Raw genomic sequence first — 17,670 nt, 5'->3', positions numbered from 1 at the left:
GAATTGCAGTTTGCTCATGGACGTTGCCCTGTCAGGGGCAACGTCCATGCACAAACATCAAGCATAGTTACTCGTGGCGTTAAACTCTTTAATCGCCGACGTAAGCGCATTCTTAACCTCATCCGAGGGGAACTTGCGATCCAGGCGATTATCGCGGATCAGGGTACGCACCTCGGGATGGGCTGTCTTGAGGAAGCTCAAGAAATCATCGCGCCACGTTGTAATAAAGGCAACGGGAATTTCCTCGAGGAAGCCATTGTTGGCTGCATACAGGATGGCGACCTGATCTTCAATGGGCAGTGGATTATACTGGGGTTGCTTGAGCAACTCCTGCATCCGCTGGCCTCGCTCGATCTGGGCGCGGGTCGTTGCATCAAGATCCGAGGCAAACTGGGCAAACGCAGCCAGATCGCGGAACTGTGCCAGTTCACCCTTGAGCTTACCAGCAACCGAGCGCATCGCCCGGGTTTGCGCCGAAGAACCGACGCGGCTCACCGAGATCCCAACATTTAAGGCGGGGCGCTGGCCTGCATTGAAGAGGTCGGTCTCGAGATAGATCTGTCCATCGGTAATCGAGATAACATTGGTCGGGATATAGGCTGACACGTCATTGGCCTGGGTCTCAATCACCGGCAGGGCCGTAATCGAGCCACCGCCATAATTATCATTAAGACGCGCAGCGCGTTCAAGCAGGCGTGAGTGGAGGTAGAAGACATCGCCGGGGTAGGCTTCGCGGCCAGGAGGCCGACGGAGCAGCAACGACACCTGGCGATACGCCACTGCGTGCTTGCTCAGATCGTCATACACAATCAAGGCATCCTTAACGAGTTGCCCATCCAGCGTGACCCCATTTTCCATGACCTCTTCGGCCATTGCACAGCCAGCATAGGGTGCAATATACTGCAGCGCTGCTGACTCAGATGCGGTTGCCGAAACAACAATGGTGTAATCAAGCGCACCATACTTTTCGAGAATACCCACGACCTGGGCAACCTGAGCCCGGCGTTGGCCAATTGCTACATAGATACAGACCATCCCCTGACCCTTTTGGTTCAGGATGGTATCAACAGCAACAGCCGTCTTGCCAGTCTGCCGGTCACCGATAATCAACTCACGCTGGCCGCGGCCAACCGGAATAAGGGCGTCAATCGCCACGATTCCTGTTTGCACTGGCGTATCAACCGACTGGCGGGTAATCACACCAGGGGCAATGCGCTCGACCTCGCGATAGGCCTTAACATCCACCGGGCCTTTGCCGTCCATCGGCTGACCGAGCGGATTAACCACCCGTCCAAGCAAACTCTGGCCAACCGGCACCGAGATCACCCGTCCCGTCGACGTGACGATATCGCCTTGCTCGATGGACTGATAATCACCGAGGATGATCGCACCAACGCTACTTTCTTCAAGGTTTAGGGCATAGGCAAAGATCGACTCGACACGTCCTGCCTTCGGCGGAAACTCGATCAACTCGGAAGCACGCACCTGGTCAAGGCCGCTAATGCGGGCCACACCATCACCAATTGAGGTAACAGTGCCAACATTAACCTGACGCGGCTCAAATTCAACCCCGCTCGCAATGCCTTGCTTCAAGCGGGCAAGCAATTCATCAGTCATCGTGGTCATCTAGACGCTCCATCAGCAGATGAAAAGCCGGAGCCTGCGGGCGCATACACGTCCTGAAGCCGCCGGCCTTGTCGCCCCTGGATATTGGAAACTACCCTGCAAGCATATTGCGCTGCAACACGCTCAGGCGCGTACGCAGACTATTATCAAGCACCTGATCACCGACACGAATAATCAGGCCACCAATCAAGGTCGGATCGACCGCAAAACTCACCACCACGCCTGTGCCATAGCGTTCTTTCAGTTCAGCAAGAATTTTCGCTTGCTGGGCCGACGACAACTCTACGGCACTTGTCACCATAGCATCGAGGGTTGCTTCGGGTGCCCCACTCGCAAACGCGGTGAAAGCGGTCACAATGTCATCCAACTGGTCGAGCAAGCCTTCGCGGGCGAGACCGAGCAAGAAATTACGCACCTGAGGCAGAGCCTGGGGTGGCAACGCTGCATCGATCTGTTTGGCCAGCTCACCACCTGAAACTTTGGCGAGCTTGGGTGCAGCCAGCTGCAACTGCTCAACGGCTGTGCCGATCAGTGCATCATAGAGTGTACTTGCGATTGCCCTGGCGTCAACTGTCGTTGCCATAATCTTCTCATTCGTGCGCGGCCTGAGGCCACACGAGCTTGTGCAATACGTTATGTCGCTACGGTCTTTACAAGAACGTTCAGGCCACAGCGACAGAACGTGCGTTAGTTACGACGACCAAGGGCCGACAACGACTCAGCGATCAGCTTATCGTGCCCACTCGCCTTCAATTCTGCATCGAGAACCCGACTAGCCGTCAACGTGACCAACTCGGCAATCTGATCTTTCGCCTCACGCAACAACTGTTCACGCTCTTGAACCGCCTGGGTGCGGGCCTCATCGCGCACGCGCTCCGCCTCACGGCGGGCCTGTGCGACAATCTCGGCCTCTTGTGCCCGAGCACGTTCCTGGGCCTGAGCCACAATTGTCGCAGCCTCTTGACGGGCCTTGGCAATCTCGGCGTCGTAATCCCGTCTGGCGTTAGCCAGTTGCAACTTCACCTGTTCGGCGTCCTTCAAGCTCTGCTCAATCCGCTGTCGGCGCTCTGCAAGCATCGCCAGCACCCGCTGATAGAGCAGCGCGTAGAGGATGACCATCAACAGAACAAAGTTGATGATCTGATAGATCAGCTTGGGCAGATTCAATCCCAGCGCTTCCATGAAGACCCCCTACGTGACGCGACGTTACAGAACACGGAAACCGATCAGGAACGCGATAACCAGACCAAAGATGGCGAGCGCTTCAGCAAACACGATGCCAATGAACATATTGGTAACAATCGTGCCTTGTGCCTCAGGGTTCCGTCCAATCGCCTGCAGCGCACCCGAAACGAGAAAGCCAATCCCGATGCCAGGGCCAATGGCGGCCAGACCAATTGCAAGTGCCGTTGCGAGCAAGCGAGCAGCCTCTACGTCCATTGTGTGTGTACTCCTACGCTATCCTCTATACCTTGTCGTACAGTCTTGTATGGAACAGGGCCGAAAGACCCGGAACCGCTTAGTGATGGGCTCCCTCGGCGTGACTATGATCGTCGCCGTGGTGTTCGGTTGCCAGACCAATGAAGGCAATGGTCAGTACCGAGAAGATAAAGGCCTGGATGAAGCCGACGAAGACTTCAAAGATGTAGAAGGGAATGGGCAGTGCCAGGGGCAACAGGAAGATCATTACGATCAACAGCACTTCGCCCGCGAAGATGTTGCCAAAGAGACGAAACATAAACGCTGGGATACGGGCAATCTCGGAAATGAATTCAAAGATACCAACAATAAACCCGACAGGCCCACCTTTGAGGTTGAAGAACTTGCCGAGGTAGCCGACACCCAGTGCTCGGAAGCCAAAGTATTCGATGGCAAAGACGGCAATCAAAGCCAGAGCCAGGGTGAGATTTAAATCAGCTGTGGGGGCACGGAACAACGCAACCAGGCTCTCACCGGGTTGACACCCGAGGTACTTGCTTTCGCCTTCGGCAGCAGCAAACGGTGACGGAACCAGACCTGCATACGGATCCTGCACATTGAGGGCAAGCGAACCGTGCGTCTCGCCAGCGTGACAAAAACCGATGGAACCAAAACCAGGGATCAACCCCGTCCAGTTCGAGACCAGTACCATCAAAAAGATGGTGGCGAGTAGTGGAAAGGCGGCTGGTGTCCACTTCTTGTTGATCGAACTGAAGAAGTTGAACATCATCTCGATCACCCACTCCATAAAGTTTTGGATCCCTTTAGGAACCATCTGCATATTGCGCGTCGCCAGGAAGGCGACCACAATCAAGAAGATGTCTACCAGAATCAAAACAAGCATGGAATTGGTGAAATTGGGGATACCGAAGATTTCTTCAGCCTTGACCGAGATGGCGGGCTGACCCATGGGGAAAAGTAACCGTGCGGCAATTCCGGCAATGATCGCGCCAACCACGATCAGGATGTTGCGATTACGTGACGACAACGCACTACCTCCTCGACACTGCCAAACCGCACCCTGGCGGCCAACCTGACTCTGTCACGCGTTATGGTTAGAACGCTCAAGCCAGCCCCCTTGACAGTTGCACCGGCCATTCGTTCCGTCCTTCACAAACAAGAATAACACAGGACGGTAAAAAGCACAAGTTGCAACGTGGCTAACGAGACAGGGCTTTTCGGGTGCCAAGGGCGAGTATACCACACCCTTTTTCGTGCGGCAAATGAGGCGAGAATTTGGTTCAGATGAGAATGGACGCCATCGGCGTCCATTCTCATCTGAACCGGGGGATGTTGACCCCATCCCCTATGGTGTATGGAGGAAGTGGCGGTAATCAACCATCAGGCAGCGGCTCTGCACGACCTGAATGCCAGCGCGAGCGAGTTGTTCAGCAACTTCATGGTTGTAAATGCCCGATTGGAACCAGACAGCCTGTGGACGAGTGGCCAGCATATCATCAAGATGGGCTGGCAGGTCTTGCGAGCGGCGAAAGACATCAACCAGATCGAGCGGGCCAGGGATGGCGGCAAGCGTTGGATAGACCTGGCGGCCCAGGATGGTCGGAACATCCTGGTCGAGCACTGGGACAGGGACAATCTCGAGCCCCATCTCGACCAAGGCCGCTGGGACATAATGGGCTGGTTTATGTGCCATACGTTCGGGACGAATACCAAGTACCGCCACGCGACGCAACTGACTCAATAACTGCCGAATGGCATCAGACGTGTGCAGCAAATTAGCTTGCCAGTTCTCCATTGGCCTACCTTTTCTGGTCAACGGACGCTTTAGGCCTCGCTCTCAGATGATCCAAGGATTTTGTTGGTGAGATAAGTTGCCAGCCATGCCGCAGCCAGGCCCAGCGCAAGATTAATGAGGCCATGTACCATTCTTCGTCGTAAATCCTGATCCATTGTTTAGTCCCTCCGTCGCATAAGGATGGTGATGAAATAGAGTAACTGGGCAATCGACTGGGCGGCAGCAGCAACATAGGTCAGGGCGGCCGCCTGCAAGACCGCATTGACACCCGCAGCTTCGCTCGTTGAGACAAGACCACTTCGCTCGAGCATAACTTTGGCACGTGCGCTGGCATTGAACTCGACGGGCAATGTCACCAGCGTAAAGGCGACTGCCGCTGAGAAGAGGATAACCCCAGCAACAGCGATATTATAACCAAGCTGCCCCTGCCCAACCAGGGAGGCCAGCAACAAACCAACAAAAAAGAGGATCGTCCCGAGGTTCGAGCCAAGATTGGCAATGCCAACAATGCTGGCACGGGCACGCAACCAGAAGTAACCCTCTTTGTCTTGAGCGGCATGCCCAAGCTCGTGGGCCACGATAGCCATTGCTGCTACCGAAGGCTGAATAGAGCCCTCGGAGAGACGGATAACCTTGTCGCGTGGATCGTAATGATCGGTCAACATGCCATCGATGCGTTCCACCCCGACATGTTGCAGGCCTTCATTTTCCATCAACGTACGGGCAACGTCGAACCCATTCAGACTGCGCGCACTGCGCACCTGCGACCATTTTTTATAGGCAGACTTGACCCGGAACTGTGCCCACATTGCGAACAACATTGCAGGGACAGCAAAGAGAAAGTAAAGTGGATCAAAAACAAACATTTTTTACTCCGTCGAGATACTCCATATTCAGGCTGACGATGCAGGCGGGGTACGGTTGGCCGCTGCTCGTCGTTGTTTGATTGTCCGTGCAACTAGCACGACCGTCACGATTGTCGCCCCGATTGCGACACCGATCAAGACACCGCGCAGGAGCGGTTGTTCATCTTCGGCAGGAATGAGGCGAGCAATATCGCGCTTCAGGCTCGGCTTCGTGATCGTTTCACTACTCATGAGACGGTATACCTTACGTCAATGCAGAAGCGATGGACTATGAACGAGCATATTGTAGCATGAGGGGCGCAGCTACGCCATAGCAACCTTAGCGCTTTTGCAGCGAGACGTGCTCTGTGCTACACTACTATATATCCAGGTGGCCGTCAAAGAAGACGTTGTGTGTCAACTCTGTTTCGCATGAGTGCCAACCGGCGCACACTTTTCAATGCACCCCGTGCCACACGGTTACGGGGTTTTTTGCTGCGTAGGTATTGTGCGTAGGCGCAGATTGAGGAGAGCCTGATGACTGTATCCATTGCTGATCTTGTCCCTGGTGCCTCCGAGTCGGGAGGGGATCTATCGGCAGCGACATTGCGCGAGATGTTTCGGTTTATGTTGCTGGCACGGGTGCTCGATGAGCGGATGTGGTTGCTGAACCGGGCTGGCAAGGCCCCCTTTGTTATTTCGTGCCAGGGTCACGAGGCCGCACAGGTTGGTGCGGCCTTTGCGCTGACCCGTGGCAAGGATTTCACGTTGCCCTATTACCGTGGGCTGGCAACCGTGCTGGTGATGGGGATGACCCCCACCGAAGTGATGCTCGGGCTCTTTGCCCGGGCGACTGACCCCAGTTCAGGTGGGCGGCAGATGCCAGCCCACTATTCGCATCGCCGTCTCAAGATTATTACGCAGTCGTCACCGGTGGGAACCCAGATTGCCCACGCAGCTGGTGTTGGTCTTGCGGAACGAATCAAAGGTGGTGATGCCGTGGTCTGGACAAGCTTTGGTGAAGGGACAACCAGTCAGGGTGATTTTCACGAGGGTATTAACCTGGCTGCGGTGCAACAGTTGCCGGTCATTTTCCAGTGTGAAAATAATGAGTACGCGATCAGTGTTCCTCAGAAGCAGCAGATGGCCGTGACGAGTGTGGCTGACCGTGGACCAGCCTATGGCATTCCTGGCATCAGTGTTGATGGCACCGATCTGCTCTCGGTCTACGAGGTGACCCGCCGTGCGGTTGAACGAGCCCGGCGTGGCGATGGGTCTACCTTGATTGAAGCGCGTGTCGTTCGTCTCACTGCCCATAGCTCTGATGATAATGATCGTACCTATCGCTCACAGCGTGAACTGAAGAGTATGCGCCTCAGCGATCCTCTGGCCCGTTTTGCGGCCTATCTGCACGACCAGGATATGCTGAGTGAGGCCGAAGAACGCGATCTGCGTGCTGAAATTGGTGCTGAAGTCGATGCTGCAACCGAAGCGGCTGAACAGGCACCTATGCCCGATCCCGAGACGCTCCATAACTATGTTTATGCGCTGTGAGAAACGATTATGCCAGAGATAAACCTACTGGAGGCCATCCGTCAGGGCCTCGATGAGATGATGGCTCAGGATGACCGTATCTTTATTTTTGGGGAGGATGTCGGACGCCGTGGCGGGGTCTTTCGCGTAACCGAGGGCTTGATTGACAAATATGGGCCTTTGCGGGTGCTCGACTCACCCCTCGCCGAGAGTGTGATTGTTGGCGCCTGCATCGGGGCCGCGATGAATGATACGCGCCCGATTGCTGAGATTCAGTTTGCGGATTTCATTGCCCCCGCTTTTAACCAGATTGTCCAGGAGGCCGCCCGCATCCATTATCGCTCGAATGGTGACTGGTCGGTGCCGATGGTGATCCGTGCCCCCTATGGCGGCGGGATTCACGGCGCACTCTATCATAGTCAGAGTATCGAGGCTTTTTTTGCGCACGTGCCGGGGCTGAAGGTGGTTGCTCCTGCGACCCCCTATGATGCCAAGGGTCTGTTGAAGAGCGCGATTGAAGATAATAACCCTGTGCTCTTTCTTGAACATAAAAAGACCTATCGCTTGATCAAAGGACAGGTTCCCGAGCATGATTATCGCGTGCCGATCGGGCCTGCGGAGATCAAACGTCCTGGCGAGGATCTCTCTGTTTTTGCTTATGGCTTGATGATCCATTATTGCCTTGAGGCAGCGCAGAGTCTTGCTGCCAGTGGGGTGAGCGTTGAAGTCGTTGATCTGCGTACGCTGCGCCCGCTGGATGTGCCGACGATCCTGGCGAGTAGTCGCCGTACTGGCAAGGTGTTGATTGTCCACGAGGATAATCTGACCGGAGGTTTCGGGGGTGAAATCGCGGCCCTGATCGCTGAGCATGCCTTCGAGTATCTAGATGCCCCGATTGTGCGGCTTGGTGGGCCTGATGTGCCTGCGATGCCCTTTGCGCGGTCGCTCGAAGATGCATTTATGCCGAATCCGCAGAAGATTATCGAGGCGATGCGCCGCCTCGCCGCCTATTAGTGTGCAGATGGAACGCAACAACCTATGACTACCGAGCTTACGATGCCCCAACTGGGCGAGAGTGTTACTGAGGGAACCATCGGGCGCTGGTTGAAACAACCGGGCGAGCCTGTTGCGAAATATGAGCCTCTGCTTGAGGTGATTACCGATAAAGTTGATAGTGAGGTACCGGCACCTGTTGCTGGGACGTTGCTGGAGATTCTGGTGCCAGAGGGTGAAACCGTCCGAGTAGGTACGGTCATTGCCCGGCTGGGTAGCCCTGCTGGTGCGGTAGCGCCAGCGCCGCCTGAGATGGCGGTGCAACCAGCACCCACAGAGGCCGGGCTGCTGCCTCGTGCCGAGGTCATCGCTGCTCTGTCAGCTACGCCGACACCCTCTGCTCCGGCACACAATACGTTTCTTTCGCCGGTTGTTGCGCGCCTGATCGCTGAACATGGGCTTGATCCGGCGGGTATTCCTGGAACGGGTCAGGGAGGCCGGATTACCAAGCAAGATGTCCTGCGCTTTGTTGCGGCGCGTGACGGTGCCACTACGAGCGCTCCAGCCCAACCGGCGACACCTGTCTCAGCCCCGGTGCCAGCGATGGCTCCTGCGGTTGCGCAGGTGGGGCCAGCAATGCCGGGATCGCAGGCACGTTCGGTGGAACGGATTGCCCTGCCTGAAGACGCTGAATTGGTAACGCTTTCGCCGATGCGTCGCAGGATCGCCGAACACATGGAACGTTCGGTGCGCATAGCGCCCCATGTAACCACCGTGATGGAAGTTGACCTGAGCAGCGTTATGGCGCACCGTGAGGCGCAGCGGGCGAGCTTTGAGCAACAGGGCGTACGTCTGACGGTGACACCATATGTCGTCCAGGCGGTAGCGACGGCGCTAGGCAAAACGCCGGTCTTGAACGGCAGTTTCACCGCCGAAGGCATTGTGATCCATCGGCGCATCCACATTGGGGTGGCCGTTGCGCTTGATGAAGGCCTGCTGGTACCGGTGGTTCGCGATGCCGACGAAAAGAACCTGCTTGGTTTGGCCCGGGCGGTGGGTGACCTGGCAAGCCGCGCACGCACCCGGCGGCTCCAACCTGACGAGACCCAGGGCGGCACCTTTACCATTACCAACCACGGGGTCGGAGGCAGCCTCTTTGCCACCCCGATCATCAATCAGCCACAGGCAGCCATCCTCGGTGTCGGGGCGGTCGTCAAACGACCGATCATCATCACCCAGCATGGGGTGGATGCGATTGCGATCAAGCCTATGGCATATCTATCGCTTACCTTTGATCACCGCATTGCTGACGGGGCGACCGCAGATGCGTTTTTGCTGGATATCAAGCGTGCGCTTGAAGCTGTGTAGGTGAGGGATGGCGCATAGGTTGGTAGGGCGTTCGCCCTACCAACCTATGCTGATACGGGTGAGGGTGGCATAGCGTCAGCCCTAGATACGCGGCGTCATGATCCAGCCAGTAGCACGATCACCAAAGACCTGGCAATGTGCCTCGCCCCACCGATGGGCATAGAGACCAATGTAGGCACAGAAGAGGGCATCGATCTGGTCTTCGTAGGCTTTGAGGCGCTGTCCGCGTAGAGTGGCGACATCAGGCTCGAGCATAGCGAGGTGGCCATTGAGGCTCGGATCGGTGTTGGTGAGCAAGCGCAGATGCTGTTGATAGATGTGCCATGCTGCGACTCGCTGGTTGTGGTCACGCCCGGGGCGGCTTTTGTATTTCAAGGTCTTGTTGAGTCCGAAGAGGGCGATCATGGCGGGATGCGGATAGACCTCGGTCACCAAACGACCGCTGGCGGTGGGTTCAGGGCAGGTGACAGGCAGAAAACCGTAGGGGGCCAGGCGTTCGAGTAGTTGTTCGCCGCGTACACCAGTGCCATCACGATTGAGCAAGCGGCGATTCGCAGGATGGGCTGCAGCTTCATACGCACGAAAGGCGCGTGCGAGGGCAGTTTCAGCAGGACGCTGACCAGTCACATTGGGCACCCAGAGGGGTGCATCAACGGCAAGGATCGCCGGGCCATCGCCGACCTGAGCCAGCATATAGGCAACAAGATCATCAAGCGCCGTTATCAGGCGTGGTGGTTCAACGAGCGTTGCGCCATGCGGCCCACCACGGAGAACAGCAAGACCACTCGGATTGCGGGCTGACCAAGCCAGATCAAGCCCAAGATAGCTCCAGGGGCCTATCGGAGGGTCGCATACCACTCGTTTTGCAACTCCTGAAACGACTTGCCATAGATCTCGGCATAATTGGCTGAGCCTGCGGCACGCCCACGACCATTGGCATAGAGCGTATTGAACTTATCCCAGCCATAGGTACGGGTCAGATAATCAACAAAGCCGACCCACATATCGTAGGCAACATTCTGATTGCGGCGATCCATGGTCGCAAGGCTGCTCGTATAGCCAGCCCGATAGTGATTTTGGGCGAGCTCTTGAAATGACACGGCGCCCGACAGGCTCAGCCAGTATTCGCCAGCGATCCAACTCGCGAGGCCCTCGAGCAAAACCAGATCGGAACGGGACTGCGCATCTTTGCCATAAGCTTCGGCTTGAAGTGCATGCGCAAACTCGTGCGCCAGGATGACGAGCGCATTATGCATATCTTCGCCGGCACGGTAATAAATGCGAACATTCGTATTACCGTGGGTATACGCAATGCCACGGGTTCCTCGACCAGGCGCGAGGCTCGTATGGTAGACACCAGCTGAAATGCGCTCATTCAGGGTTACAGCAAAACGGCGTTGCATGTACGAAAGGGCGTGCTCGGACTTGAGAGCAAGCTCAATGACCTGTTCAGGAGAAAAGGTTCCCCGACCCACATAAAAATCGACTCGGCGACTAGCATAGACAAACTCACCCGGGAGCGCAGGCCCACGTCCGGGGAGAAAACTCGTGGGGGCAACCTTGACTGCCGTCGTCTCATTAAAATCGCGACGTGCAAGGGTTGCGGTTGGATGCAACGGGATTGGTGTTACCGTCGCAGTTGGCACAACAGCCACTGCTGAAGGTGTCAGTTGCTGGGGGGCGACAACAGCAGCAGCAGAGTACATCGAAGGTGAAGGCTCAGGCACACCAGCTCCTAGCAATACAAAGAGGGTGAGCAAGCCGACAACCGATGTAAGCGCTGTCATTCCGCGTTGAATAGGCGACAAGATAGGTTTACTCCTCCAGCACTAACAGGGTGCCGGAAAAAGGCTACGACGCAGATGAAGTTGGGCTAACATGTACCATGAAGAAGAAGTGATGTCAACCAGAGCGAACGACCTAAGACTTTCCACGACCGCATCAACGTGCTATAATGGCACAGGATAGCGTCTCGCAGCGGCGCGTGCTGCTGTGCCTTGTGGTACAGTTAGTGCTCGTGCAGTGTAGCTTTGAGTACGGAGAGATGTCAGCGTGAAGGTTACCACCGAAAAATTACCCAAGAGCCGGATGTCTTTGCAGATTGAGCTTGATGCAGCACGCTTCGAGCACGGGCTCGACCAGGCTGCTCGTCGTTTTTCTCAGAAGTATCAGATTCATGGCTTTCGCCGAGGCAAAGCACCGCGTTTTATCATTGAGCGTACCTTTGGGCGCGAAGCACTGATTCAAGATGCTCAGAATGATCTGATCTCAAAAGCCTTTCAGGATGCGATCATCCAGGAAGAGCTCGAACCAATCGGCCCTGCCGAACTTGATGTCATTACCTCGGTTGATCCCTTTGTTTTCACCATTACCGTGCCATTGCCTCCCACCGTCAAGGTCGGTGATTACCACACGATCCAGGTGCCGTTCGAGCCTGATGAAATCACCGACGAACAGCTTGAGGGCATGATGGACGCAATGCGTGATCGTCATGTGGTGCTCAAAGAACTGGACGAGCCACGGCCAACCCAGGAGGGTGATAGCCTCAAAGTCCACCTTGAGACCTTTGTCGATGGTGAAACACTTGATGAGCGCGAAGAAGGCGAGGAGCGGCCTGAACATACCCTCGATCTGGTCAAAGGTCGTCTGATAGACGAACTCTACCAAGCACTCATCGGGGTCAACGTTGGTGATACCGTTGACGTTGTTTCGCAGATGGCTGAGGATCACGAAGATGAGCGTGTGCGTGGCAAGGAAGTCACATTCAAAGTTGAAGTGCTGAGCATGCAACAACGTGTCTTGCCGTCGTGGGAAGAGTTGCCCCAGTTGCAAGAATTTGAGGGAACCCTCGAAGAACTCCGCGCCAAGACGCGCAGTGATCTTGAAACAACGGCGCGTCATGTCGCCGAGCGCAAAGTGCTTGATACATTCATCGACCATGTGCTCGAGATAACCGAGTTTGATGTTCCTGACGTCATGATCGAGAACATGGCGGATGATATGCTGAAAGATCAGGGCCGCGAATTTGCCCGCTACGGCATTACGCTCGAGCAGATGCTCCAGTTTCGTGGTGAAACCAGAGAGCAGGCGATTGCGACCCTCTTGCCCGAGGCCGAGAAGCGCACGAGAGTGACGCTTGCTTTGGCCGAGGTCGTGGAACGTGAAGAATTGAATGTCTCGGAAGAAGAGATCGAGGCCGAGATTATCCGTGCGGTCGCTGATTACAGTGAAGAGCAGCGCGATCAGGTCATGCAAGCCTTTCAGGGTGAGATGCGTGGCATGATTTTCAATGCGTTGATTGACCGTAAATTGCGTGAGCGGGTACTCAGGCTTGCAGCCGGGATTGAACCTAGCGTGGAAGAAGAACCAGTCGATGCGGCAGGGTCTGACGTGGAAGCGCTTGAGGGTGAGGCTCAGGATGCTGAGGCAGCCAGTGTGAGCGAAACGGCACCGGTGACACGTGATGCGCCTGTGACAAGTGAGGAACGAACCCTATGAAATGGATTTCGCCCAAGAGCATGGAATGGTCATCACAAGGCCCCGAAGCTCTGATTCCAATGGTTGTTGAGAGTACGAGTCGTGGTGAGCGAGCCTTCGATATTTATTCACGCTTGCTCAAGGAACGGATCATCATTCTTGGGACGCCGGTGGAAGATCAGATTGCTAATCTGATCGTCGCGCAGTTGCTCTTTCTTGAAAGTGAAGATCCCGATCGCGATATCTGGCTCTATATCAATAGCCCTGGCGGTTCGGTTACAGCCGGGTTGGGGATCTATGATACGATGCGCCACATTCGCCCGGATGTTGCTACAGTCTGCGTAGGGATGGCAGGAAGTATGGCAACACCGATCCTTGCGGGTGGGGCGCGCGGCAAACGCTATAGTCTGCCGCACTCGACGATCCACATGCATCCTGCTGGTGGTGGGGCGCGGGGCTATGCGCCTGATGTCGAGATTATGGCGCGTGAGTTGCTGCGTATGCAGCAGGTGGTGCGAGAATTGCTTTCAAAGGATACGGGTCAGACAGTTGAGCGCATTGCCAAAGATTTTGACCGCGATCTCTTTATGACGCCTGAACAGGCCAAAGAGTACGGCATTATTGATGAAATTCTGAAGCGCGAAGATTTGACTGACAAGAAGTGACATGACCGGGTGAGGTCGATCAACGGGCCTGAAAGGGTTAGACCAAGGCAAGCCGGGTTTGATGATCGACCTTGACCTGGGGATTAGCGGAGAAGTTCATGTCTCGTTCTCGTAATACTGGTAGTAACAATCGTGGAGCGTATGTCTGCTCGTTTTGTGGTCGCGGTCAGGACGAGGTGCAGCGCCTGATTGCCGGGCCAGGCACGGTCTTTATCTGTGATGAGTGTGTGGCGCTCTGTAGCGCGATCATTGCCGAAGAGACCGAGCAGCAGATGGCGGCCCCGCGTCGCAATACACCGCCCGGTCCGGCACGCTTGCCTGCCCCGCGCAAGTTGCGTGAGAAACTTGACCAGTATGTGATTGGGCAGGATCGAGCGAAGATCGTGCTTTCAGTTGCCGTCTACAACCACTACAAGCGAGTTCGCGCCGGGGCAAAAATTGATGATGTCGAGATTAGCAAGAGCAATATCCTCTTGCTTGGGCCAACGGGCAGTGGTAAGACCTTGCTTGCCCAGACGCTGGCACGTATTCTTGATGTCCCCTTTGCGATCGCCGATGCAACGGCGCTGACCGAGGCCGGGTATGTTGGCGAGGATGTGGAAAATATCCTCTTGCGTCTGATCCAGGCTGCCGATGGCGATGTTGAGCGTGCACAGACCGGCATCATCTATCTTGATGAGATTGATAAGATTGCCCGTAAGGCTGATAATCCTTCGATTACGCGCGACGTCTCGGGGGAAGGGGTACAGCAGGCCCTTTTGAAGATTCTTGAGGGCGGTGTGGCGCATGTGCCACCTTTGCCAGGGCGCAAACACCCACAGCAAGAGTATATTTCGTTTGACACGACGAACGTGCTCTTTATCTGTGGTGGTGCCTTCGAAGGCATTGAAACGGTGGTGACACAACGCTTGCGGGGTCGGCAAATGATCGGGTTTGGTGGCCAGGCGACAGGGAACACCGTCGATGATCATGCGGCCCTGGTGGCGCAGATCAGTCCTGATGATCTGATGCACTACGGCTTCATCCCTGAATTCATTGGGCGCCTGCCTGTGGTTGTGGCCCTTGAGCCGTTGTCCCATAGCGCGATGTCACGGATTCTGACCGAACCGCGCAATGCCGTGATCAAGCAGTATCAGAAGTTGCTGGCACTTGATCATTGTGAGTTGGAATTCACTGCGGATGGGATCGAGGCAATTGTTGAGCGGGCCATGCAGGCGCGTACCGGGGCGCGAGCCTTGCGGAGCATTGTCGAAGAAGTGCTGCTTGATGTGATGTATGAGGTACCGGCCCAGGAACATATTGGACGATGCATTATCAATGCCGAAGTTGTTTACGGGCGCGGCTTGCCGATCTTGATGCCCCGCACCGAACGCAGTGAGTATCGTCGGCGTCTTGATGAAGCCGTCTGATCAGGTTCTATACGGATGCCTTTTCTTCGTACAAATGACCGGGCCGTTGAAGATCCACGCCCCCCCCGGCGTATTTTGATCGCCGACGATGACCCGTCAATCGCCCATCTGATCAAAATCACCCTCAGTGATCCGCGCTATGAACTGACGGCGGTTAGTAATGGGCTTGAGGCGGTCGAGGCGTTTCGTAAACAGCCGTTTGATGTGGTCATCCTTGACGTCATGATGCCCTTTGTTGATGGCTTTGAAGTATGTCGGCACATCCGGGCTGAAAGCGATGTCCCTATTGTGATCCTGACGAGCCGAGATGGGACTGATGATGTCATTCAAGGCTTTGAACTCGGGGCTGACGATTATATTCGCAAACCATTCAAGACGGTGGAACTGATTGCCCGTGTCGAGTCGATCCTGCGTCGGGTCGAGGGTTATAAGTCGCGACGAGCCCCACCTACACTGCGGATCGGGCCGCTCTTTATTGATGGACCACGCCATTACGTGACCGTCCGCGAGCAGAGTGTCAATCTGACGCCAATGGAGTTTGAATTGCTCTATTTTCTGGCCGCAAATCCCGGTCAGGTCTTTGACCGTGAGACACTTTTTCGTGAGGTATGGGGCTACGAGTATGCGGGCGAGACGAATCTGGTAGATGTCTGTATACGACGCCTGCGCGAGAAGGTGGAGGAAGTACCCTCACGCCCGGTGTTGATCGCGACGGTTCGAGGTGTAGGGTATAAACTCACTGAAGCGTAAAGGTGCCTAGCTATGGGCGATCAGGTCTTTGTTTCCACCCATCCGCTTGTTCAACATAAACTGGCCTTGCTCAGGAGCAATCTGACCGAACCGAAGAAATTCCGCGAACTGGTGCGCGAGATTGCCCAGTTGCTCTTTTATGAAGCGACGGAAGATCTCAGTCTTGCCCCGCTGACGGTGCAGACGCCGCTGGCCCCGTGTGAAGGCTTTGAAGTCGCTGATCGCATCGGAGTCATTCCGATTCTGCGGGCGGGCCTGGGAATGTCTGAGGCCATTATTGATATTTTGCCCACCGTGCATGTGTGGCATCTCGGGCTCTATCGTGATCACGAGACACTTCAGCCGGTTACGTATTACAATAAACTGCCTTCAGAACCGAATATTGACCTGTCGCTGATCGTTGATCCAATGCTGGCAACGGGTGGTTCAGCCGTGGCTGCAGTAGATATTCTCAAGCAGTGGGGGTCGCGGCGGATCAAATTTCTCGGGTTGATTGCTGCCCCCGAGGGTGTGCAGGCATTGACGGCTGCGCATCCGGATGTTGATATTCATCTGGCCGCGATTGACAGTTTTCTCAATGAGCTTGGCTACATTGTGCCAGGCCTCGGTGATGCCGGCGACCGTCAGTTTGGGACGGGTTGATTGGGCACCGTGACATGGTAATCCTTGCCCTGGCGCTCACCTTTGGGCTTGCCCTGGTGCTCACCGCCTTGCTCACGCCACCGCTGATCCGGTTGAGCAAGCGCGAGGGATGGGTAGCACAACCAGGGCCGCGCCATGTGCATCGGATTGCGACGCCAACCGTCGGTGGCCTAGCGATGATTGCTGGTTTTGCGATCGCCTTGCTCGCCAGTTTTGCCTTTGAGCAGCTTGATCCTGTGTTGCAACGCACCTCAGCCGAACGCATGCGGCTAGGGCTCTTGCTTGCGGGGTTGAGCGTCGTGGCGGTCGTCAGCCTTATTGACGACCTGCGCAATCTGCCCGCCGGACGCCGTCTCGTGCTGCATATCGTGGCAGCTTTGATCGCGGTTGGCCCCTACCTCTGGGATCAGACGCTCTATCCTGATGCGATGGGGCAAGCCACCGAGGCGCGGGGCATTATTCTGACGGCCTTTAATTTCCCCTTTCTCCAACAGATCCATCTGCATAACCTGAGTCCGTGGCTTGCGATTGGGGCCACGGTCTTCTGGATTGTCGGGATGCAGAATATGGTCAACTGGACGGATGGATTAGATGGGTTGGCGGGGGGAATCACGCTCATTGCCGGGGTTATTCTTGCCTTGCACACCCTAAGTCTCGAGCCGCCACAATACACGGTTGCGTTTCTGCCGCTTGCTCTGGCGGGGGCATGTGCGGGCTTTTTACCCTTTAACATGCACCCGGCACGCACGTTTATGGGCGATGTGGGCGCGATGTCACTGGGGTACATTCTGGGGGTCAGTGCCATCATTGGTGGGGCCAAACTAGCCACCGCGTTACTCGTGATGGGGTTGCCCTTGATTGACATGACCTGGCTGATTCTGAGCCGTACGGTGCGGGGCGACTCGGCTGCCCATGCGGGACGCGATCACCTGCACCATCGCCTACTTGATCTGGGCCTGTCACAGCGTCAGGTCGTCTTGATTTACTACACCCTCAGCACCGTTTTTGGAGCTATCGCCTTGCTTGCCATCCCAGCGAGTGCAAAACTGGTGGCACTGCTGTGTCTCGGCCTGATTGTCCTGAGCATGATGCTCTATGCGATGCGGCGGAGCGCGGTACAGGCATAG

At 55.8% G+C, this 17,670-nt stretch carries 20 protein-coding genes; 9 read left to right on the top strand and 11 right to left on the bottom strand.

The features are described 5' to 3' along the window. Positions 1–57: 57 nt before the first annotated feature. The 9 genes from atpA to EYB53_RS08790 all read right to left on the bottom strand — a co-directional run bounded on the left by atpA (position 58) and on the right by EYB53_RS08790 (position 5,958). On the bottom strand, positions 58–1,626 hold the full coding sequence (atpA, locus tag EYB53_RS08825) for a F0F1 ATP synthase subunit alpha (RefSeq protein WP_135477835.1): 1,569 nt from the start codon (positions 1,624–1,626) through the stop codon (positions 58–60). A gap of 91 nt (positions 1,627–1,717) precedes the next feature. Further along, a complete protein-coding gene (atpH, locus tag EYB53_RS08820) occupies positions 1,718–2,209 on the bottom strand; it encodes an ATP synthase F1 subunit delta (RefSeq protein ID WP_135477834.1) in 492 nt (163 codons plus the stop codon). Positions 2,210–2,313: 104 nt separating this feature from the next. Continuing rightward, a complete protein-coding gene (locus EYB53_RS08815) occupies positions 2,314–2,808 on the bottom strand; it encodes a F0F1 ATP synthase subunit B (RefSeq protein ID WP_097653104.1) in 495 nt (164 codons plus the stop codon). Between the two features lie 24 nt (positions 2,809–2,832). Further along, the gene (gene atpE, locus EYB53_RS08810; RefSeq protein WP_097653102.1) at positions 2,833–3,066 is read right to left on the bottom strand and encodes an ATP synthase F0 subunit C; all 234 of its coding nucleotides are present in this window, start codon (positions 3,064–3,066) and stop codon (positions 2,833–2,835) included. A gap of 79 nt (positions 3,067–3,145) precedes the next feature. Then, positions 3,146–4,093 carry a F0F1 ATP synthase subunit A gene (gene atpB, locus EYB53_RS08805; protein ID WP_135477833.1) on the bottom strand — a complete coding sequence of 316 codons (948 nt, stop codon included), beginning with the start codon at positions 4,091–4,093 and terminating at the stop codon, positions 3,146–3,148. 318 nt (positions 4,094–4,411) lie between these two features. Then, positions 4,412–4,861: a CoA-binding protein gene (locus EYB53_RS08800; protein ID WP_135477832.1), complete on the bottom strand. Its 450-nt coding sequence runs from the start codon at positions 4,859–4,861 to the stop codon at positions 4,412–4,414. 29 nt (positions 4,862–4,890) lie between these two features. After that, entirely contained in the window at positions 4,891–5,016 is a 126-nt protein-coding gene (locus EYB53_RS26040) for a hypothetical protein (protein WP_256439691.1), read from the bottom strand. A gap of 3 nt (positions 5,017–5,019) precedes the next feature. Next, complete coding sequence (locus EYB53_RS08795) at positions 5,020–5,727, bottom strand: zinc metallopeptidase (RefSeq protein ID WP_135477831.1); 708 nt, start codon at positions 5,725–5,727, stop codon at positions 5,020–5,022. Positions 5,728–5,754: 27 nt separating this feature from the next. Then, on the bottom strand, positions 5,755–5,958 hold the full coding sequence (locus EYB53_RS08790; RefSeq protein WP_135477830.1) for a hypothetical protein: 204 nt from the start codon (positions 5,956–5,958) through the stop codon (positions 5,755–5,757). Positions 5,959–6,243: 285 nt separating this feature from the next. Here EYB53_RS08790 and EYB53_RS08785 point away from each other — a divergent pair, with 285 nt between their 5' ends. From EYB53_RS08785 to EYB53_RS08775, 3 genes are read left to right on the top strand one after another with little or no spacing between them, the layout of a single operon-like run. Continuing rightward, a complete protein-coding gene (locus EYB53_RS08785) occupies positions 6,244–7,260 on the top strand; it encodes a thiamine pyrophosphate-dependent dehydrogenase E1 component subunit alpha (RefSeq protein ID WP_135477829.1) in 1,017 nt (338 codons plus the stop codon). A gap of 9 nt (positions 7,261–7,269) precedes the next feature. Continuing rightward, entirely contained in the window at positions 7,270–8,253 is a 984-nt protein-coding gene (locus EYB53_RS08780) for an alpha-ketoacid dehydrogenase subunit beta (protein ID WP_135477828.1), read from the top strand. A 24-nt stretch (positions 8,254–8,277) separates the two neighbouring features. After that, positions 8,278–9,600 (top strand): dihydrolipoamide acetyltransferase family protein, encoded by a 1,323-nt coding sequence (locus tag EYB53_RS08775; protein WP_135477827.1) that lies wholly within the window; start codon positions 8,278–8,280, stop codon positions 9,598–9,600. An 81-nt stretch (positions 9,601–9,681) separates the two neighbouring features. On the opposite strand, the gene EYB53_RS08770 is transcribed toward EYB53_RS08775, so the two are convergent. Together EYB53_RS08770 and EYB53_RS08765 are read right to left on the bottom strand one after the other, a co-directional pair. Further along, the gene (locus EYB53_RS08770; protein WP_371879087.1) at positions 9,682–10,458 is read right to left on the bottom strand and encodes a DUF429 domain-containing protein; all 777 of its coding nucleotides are present in this window, start codon (positions 10,456–10,458) and stop codon (positions 9,682–9,684) included. Beyond that, a complete protein-coding gene (locus tag EYB53_RS08765) occupies positions 10,437–11,387 on the bottom strand; it encodes a hypothetical protein (protein ID WP_254150984.1) in 951 nt (316 codons plus the stop codon). Before EYB53_RS08765 ends, EYB53_RS08770 begins: the two co-directional genes overlap by 22 nt. A 265-nt stretch (positions 11,388–11,652) precedes the next feature. On the opposite strand from EYB53_RS08765, the gene tig reads away from it, so the two are divergent. From tig to EYB53_RS08735, 6 genes are all read left to right on the top strand, one after another. Then, positions 11,653–13,098 carry a trigger factor gene (gene tig, locus EYB53_RS08760; protein WP_135477826.1) on the top strand — a complete coding sequence of 482 codons (1,446 nt, stop codon included), beginning with the start codon at positions 11,653–11,655 and terminating at the stop codon, positions 13,096–13,098. Then, on the top strand, positions 13,095–13,742 hold the full coding sequence (locus tag EYB53_RS08755; RefSeq protein ID WP_135477825.1) for an ATP-dependent Clp protease proteolytic subunit: 648 nt from the start codon (positions 13,095–13,097) through the stop codon (positions 13,740–13,742). Before tig ends, EYB53_RS08755 begins: the two co-directional genes overlap by 4 nt. A gap of 98 nt (positions 13,743–13,840) precedes the next feature. Next, complete coding sequence (gene clpX / locus EYB53_RS08750) at positions 13,841–15,151, top strand: ATP-dependent Clp protease ATP-binding subunit ClpX (RefSeq protein ID WP_135477824.1); 1,311 nt, start codon at positions 13,841–13,843, stop codon at positions 15,149–15,151. Between the two features lie 15 nt (positions 15,152–15,166). Next, complete coding sequence (locus EYB53_RS08745; protein ID WP_135477823.1) at positions 15,167–15,901, top strand: response regulator; 735 nt, start codon at positions 15,167–15,169, stop codon at positions 15,899–15,901. 12 nt (positions 15,902–15,913) lie between these two features. Further along, the gene (upp, locus tag EYB53_RS08740; protein WP_097653079.1) at positions 15,914–16,543 is read left to right on the top strand and encodes a uracil phosphoribosyltransferase; all 630 of its coding nucleotides are present in this window, start codon (positions 15,914–15,916) and stop codon (positions 16,541–16,543) included. 14 nt (positions 16,544–16,557) lie between these two features. Next, positions 16,558–17,670: a glycosyltransferase family 4 protein gene (locus tag EYB53_RS08735; RefSeq protein WP_135477822.1), complete on the top strand. Its 1,113-nt coding sequence runs from the start codon at positions 16,558–16,560 to the stop codon at positions 17,668–17,670.

The organism is Candidatus Chloroploca mongolica, assembly GCF_004762035.2.
In the GTDB taxonomy this organism is placed as follows: Bacteria; Chloroflexota; Chloroflexia; order Chloroflexales; family Chloroflexaceae; genus Chloroploca; species Chloroploca mongolica.
This window is presented reverse-complemented; position numbering and strand designations above follow the sequence as displayed.

Excerpts from the sequence above, each read along its gene's own strand:
- EYB53_RS08785 (WP_135477829.1), top strand. The coding sequence starts at position 6,244 with ATGACTGTATCCATTGCTGATCTTGTCCCTGGTGCCTCCGAGTCGGGA.
- EYB53_RS08780 (WP_135477828.1), top strand. The coding sequence starts at position 7,270 with ATGCCAGAGATAAACCTACTGGAGGCCATCCGTCAGGGCCTCGATGAG.
- atpA (WP_135477835.1), bottom strand. The coding sequence starts at position 1,626 with ATGACCACGATGACTGATGAATTGCTTGCCCGCTTGAAGCAAGGCATT.
- EYB53_RS08745 (WP_135477823.1), top strand. The coding sequence starts at position 15,167 with ATGCCTTTTCTTCGTACAAATGACCGGGCCGTTGAAGATCCACGCCCC.
- EYB53_RS08815 (WP_097653104.1), bottom strand. The coding sequence starts at position 2,808 with ATGGAAGCGCTGGGATTGAATCTGCCCAAGCTGATCTATCAGATCATC.
- EYB53_RS08765 (WP_254150984.1), bottom strand. The coding sequence starts at position 11,387 with ATGACAGCGCTTACATCGGTTGTCGGCTTGCTCACCCTCTTTGTATTG.
- clpX (WP_135477824.1), top strand. The coding sequence starts at position 13,841 with ATGTCTCGTTCTCGTAATACTGGTAGTAACAATCGTGGAGCGTATGTC.
- EYB53_RS26040 (WP_256439691.1), bottom strand. The coding sequence starts at position 5,016 with ATGGATCAGGATTTACGACGAAGAATGGTACATGGCCTCATTAATCTT.
- EYB53_RS08795 (WP_135477831.1), bottom strand. The coding sequence starts at position 5,727 with ATGTTTGTTTTTGATCCACTTTACTTTCTCTTTGCTGTCCCTGCAATG.
- atpH (WP_135477834.1), bottom strand. The coding sequence starts at position 2,209 with ATGGCAACGACAGTTGACGCCAGGGCAATCGCAAGTACACTCTATGAT.
- upp (WP_097653079.1), top strand. The coding sequence starts at position 15,914 with ATGGGCGATCAGGTCTTTGTTTCCACCCATCCGCTTGTTCAACATAAA.
- EYB53_RS08800 (WP_135477832.1), bottom strand. The coding sequence starts at position 4,861 with ATGGAGAACTGGCAAGCTAATTTGCTGCACACGTCTGATGCCATTCGG.
- atpE (WP_097653102.1), bottom strand. The coding sequence starts at position 3,066 with ATGGACGTAGAGGCTGCTCGCTTGCTCGCAACGGCACTTGCAATTGGT.
- EYB53_RS08775 (WP_135477827.1), top strand. The coding sequence starts at position 8,278 with ATGACTACCGAGCTTACGATGCCCCAACTGGGCGAGAGTGTTACTGAG.
- EYB53_RS08735 (WP_135477822.1), top strand. The coding sequence starts at position 16,558 with ATGGTAATCCTTGCCCTGGCGCTCACCTTTGGGCTTGCCCTGGTGCTC.
- EYB53_RS08790 (WP_135477830.1), bottom strand. The coding sequence starts at position 5,958 with ATGAGTAGTGAAACGATCACGAAGCCGAGCCTGAAGCGCGATATTGCT.
- EYB53_RS08755 (WP_135477825.1), top strand. The coding sequence starts at position 13,095 with ATGAAATGGATTTCGCCCAAGAGCATGGAATGGTCATCACAAGGCCCC.